We start from the raw sequence: 2986 nt of genomic DNA, 5'->3' as shown, positions 1-2986 counted from the left end.
TGAGCAAGTTTTAGCAGTAATGAGTAAATATTTTTCAACTGTATTTAGCCCCAGGCATACGATTGAGATTAACTGTTTCTAAATAATCTGGATCTACTAATACCCAGTTATTCACTCCCAAACGACCTAATATTTCTGCAAAAGTTGCCCCTATACCCCCACACCCAATTAAACTAACTCGTAATTCTCCTAATTTTTGTTGAAAAAGCTTACCAAATACTTGCTGACGAATAAACATCAGATTGTTAGGATCATTTTGCTGTTGCAAATGGGAACTACCTTTAAACCAAGAAATATTATAATCAAGAGACTCAAAGGAAGTACCACGAAAATTCCAAATGCGAAATTGTCCCTGTGTTAAATCTTGATTAAATACTCCCGAAATTAATCTGGGTTGACTGGTAAATTCACTACTGAGAAACTCAGCGTATTCTGATTCATAGTGATTGTCAATTTGGGAAAAATTAGGAAATCCTGTGTGATTGTGAGTGTGAATATGAATAATGTCATAATCAGTGTCCCAAAGATAGTTTTTCAGTAAGTAAAGATGAAACTCCTGCTTGAGAACTAATCTATGGGAGGATTGATATTCATAACAATCAGCAGATGGTACTATCCAATCTTTGACTATATAGCGTACTTGATTTTCACTGATTAACTTACCTTGACAAATAAGAAAGCCAATCACCTCTTGGTTTGTACTGTTAACCTTCAGTAAAGCTTGACGAAATTCCTCCCAAATGTGAGGATAAATATGTAAAAAGTAACTAGTCATTGCTGTTAATAACGTGACGTGCAGTAATAAACAAAGTAGCTAGATTATGGCCATTTTTGGGGTTTTTAGCCGGACGCCAACTATTAGTCCATTTGTTGTGATTAAATCCTCCTCCTAGTCCTACACAGTACCAATACCATCCCTCTTCACTTAAAAAAGGAGCACCATAATGACTTTGTCGGGTAAAATGATGGTCTCCTTGTCCTACAGTTTTCCAAGGATAATTAAGATAGCAACCAATGGGAGGTAGAGAGGGATATTGTGGAGGTAGTAAAAACAGAATATCCGTACAACTTACTTGAAACTTGTTTGTCCCTAAGGGCATACCTTTAATTAAGATAGCTGTGTAAATACGTTCATCTATGGTTTTTTGCCCAACAATAATATTAGGGGTTACTAGATTGAGTAGTTGTAATTCTTGTTTGAGTCGAGATGATAGCTGAAATGAGTGATGATTTTGCTTAATTTTAATTGGCATTTTGACCCGAAAAATAATTGTGATTTCCTTTGACGATTTTAGGTACAGTCCAAACTTTAGTCCCTTCTTTGAGGGCTTCATTATCTTGTAGAGGTCTTGTACCACTGATACCCTCTTCCATAACATCATCGTTTCCTATTTGGGGTAAGAGCGATCGCATCTCTTCTACTGTTACCCCTTCGGGTAAATCAACTAATTTACCATTTACTGTTGTTTTCATGATTTTCTTGAATTCTGACTAAACTAATTTTATGTAGGGGTATATTAATTACCCCTTTTGTTGCTTTACCTTCTCTCAAGAAACACTCTTTAGAAGTTTACTGTTTTTCTGTTTTGATAGCCTCTGGTGTTACTCTACTAGCTTGATTAGCCATAGCATAGTGATGATTTAACCCTATTACTAAGCCTAGACTAGTAAATCCAATAGCAGTAGCAATACTAATAGCTAACATTCGTTGAGAAGTCTTTTTTTCTAAAGTTTCCACTTTTTTGTTAAGTCTTTCGATTGTTTTTGTCTCTAGTATTTTTAATCTTCTCTCAAGAGTTTCTACAAATAGTTGCAGATATTCCTCAGTATTATCCTCAGGATCTAAATGAGGATAATTTTTGTTGAATTGGTCTTTAATCTCCTGAGATTTTCTTAAGTTAAGGCTAACTAATTTCCCATTAACAGTAGTTATAAACCCACTGAAAAATCGTTGATACCAATTAGATGACTCATGGTTTGAATCAGTTGAATTCTCACTAACTTCAATCGAAGATAGTCTGGGTTCCAATTCTGTGAAAAATTCCCCGGGATTTGTGTTGTTTAAATTCATCGAAAATTCCTATTAAATCTATTACACTACTGGCTGCTAATTTCAATTCTGTTCCTAATATTTGTTCGATAGATGCTATTTCTACTCTGATGCCTCTGCGTCTTAATTTTTCGGTTAAATAAGCAAAATCAGAATCACCAGTAATTAGTACAACAATATCTGGTTGCATTGCTATAGCTAGTTCTAGAGCATCCATGGCCATTAAAATATCTATATCGGTTTCATAGTCTTCTCCTTTCATTTTTCCTTCTTTAGCAATTACCAAAAAGCCACTACTTTTTGCCCAATAAATAAATTTTTCTTTTGCTTGTCGCTGTTCAGTAAATTTTTCTCGCTGAGGTGGTAAGCCCATATAAATAACCATTTCGATTAGTTCTCTTCCTTCTTGAGGATTTGCTAAATAATCCCGAAGTTTTAGCCAATCTAGTTTACGGTTAAAGTTTTGTGCAGTAATGTACAAATTATCTGCATCAGCAAGAATCAGTACTCGTCGCGGGTATTTCAGCATTTCAGTTTTGCTTGACTTTGGCTTGGCTTTATGTCTCTATTAAACACTGCCCTAGGAAAGGGGGTTTTCCTATTGTTTTTTGCACATTTTCAAATGAGGTAACCGTTTATCTCACATCTTGCATCTATACCTAATGTTACTGGTTGTGGATGAATTATGAGTAATGAGTTTTGAAGTAATGAGTAACGAGTAAGAAGTCTTGAAGTCTTGAAGTCTTGAAGTTTTGAAGTTTTCAAGTTAAAGAATTGATGCTCAACGCTTAAAAATTGGTTGACCGCGTATGGGCGGTCATCTATGGCCCCGGATTTTAAATCCGGGGCCATAGATGACCTTTGCTACTTTTCTTAGACTGAAGAGAAATGAACTTTTTCTGAGGTTAATTTAGTACAGAAGTACTGGTGGAAGAT

The 2986-nt window shown here is 35.3% G+C and carries 5 protein-coding genes; all 5 read right to left on the bottom strand.

What is annotated here, in order from left to right; translation table 11 throughout:
- Nucleotides 1-34: 34 nt before the first annotated feature.
- Nucleotides 35-775 carry a ThiF family adenylyltransferase gene (locus MW688_RS08055; protein WP_486735439.1) on the bottom strand — a complete coding sequence of 247 codons (741 nt, stop codon included), beginning with the start codon at nt 773-775 and terminating at the stop codon, nt 35-37.
- On the bottom strand, nt 768-1253 hold the full coding sequence (locus MW688_RS08050; RefSeq protein WP_486735438.1) for a hypothetical protein: 486 nt from the start codon (nt 1251-1253) through the stop codon (nt 768-770). The genes MW688_RS08055 and MW688_RS08050 overlap by 8 nt, the downstream gene beginning before the upstream one ends.
- Entirely contained in the window at nt 1243-1473 is a 231-nt protein-coding gene (locus MW688_RS08045) for a hypothetical protein (RefSeq protein WP_486735437.1), read from the bottom strand. The genes MW688_RS08050 and MW688_RS08045 overlap by 11 nt, the downstream gene beginning before the upstream one ends.
- Nucleotides 1474-1570: 97 nt before the next feature.
- A complete protein-coding gene (locus MW688_RS08040; protein WP_486735436.1) occupies nt 1571-2029 on the bottom strand; it encodes a hypothetical protein in 459 nt (152 codons plus the stop codon).
- The gene (locus tag MW688_RS08035; RefSeq protein WP_486735435.1) at nt 2004-2579 is read right to left on the bottom strand and encodes a LabA-like NYN domain-containing protein; all 576 of its coding nucleotides are present in this window, start codon (nt 2577-2579) and stop codon (nt 2004-2006) included. The genes MW688_RS08040 and MW688_RS08035 overlap by 26 nt, the downstream gene beginning before the upstream one ends.
- Nucleotides 2580-2986: the final 407 nt, after the last annotated feature.

The sequence above is a fragment of the Johannesbaptistia floridana genome, assembly GCF_057440575.1.
Note: the sequence above shows the minus strand (reverse complement) of the source record. Positions and strands in the feature narration are given on the sequence as shown.

Coding starts and splice junctions, on each gene's coding strand:
- MW688_RS08055 (WP_486735439.1), bottom strand. CDS start 775: ATGACTAGTTACTTTTTACATATTTATCCTCACATTTGGGAGGAATTT.
- MW688_RS08050 (WP_486735438.1), bottom strand. CDS start 1,253: ATGCCAATTAAAATTAAGCAAAATCATCACTCATTTCAGCTATCATCT.
- MW688_RS08045 (WP_486735437.1), bottom strand. CDS start 1,473: ATGAAAACAACAGTAAATGGTAAATTAGTTGATTTACCCGAAGGGGTA.
- MW688_RS08035 (WP_486735435.1), bottom strand. CDS start 2,579: ATGCTGAAATACCCGCGACGAGTACTGATTCTTGCTGATGCAGATAAT.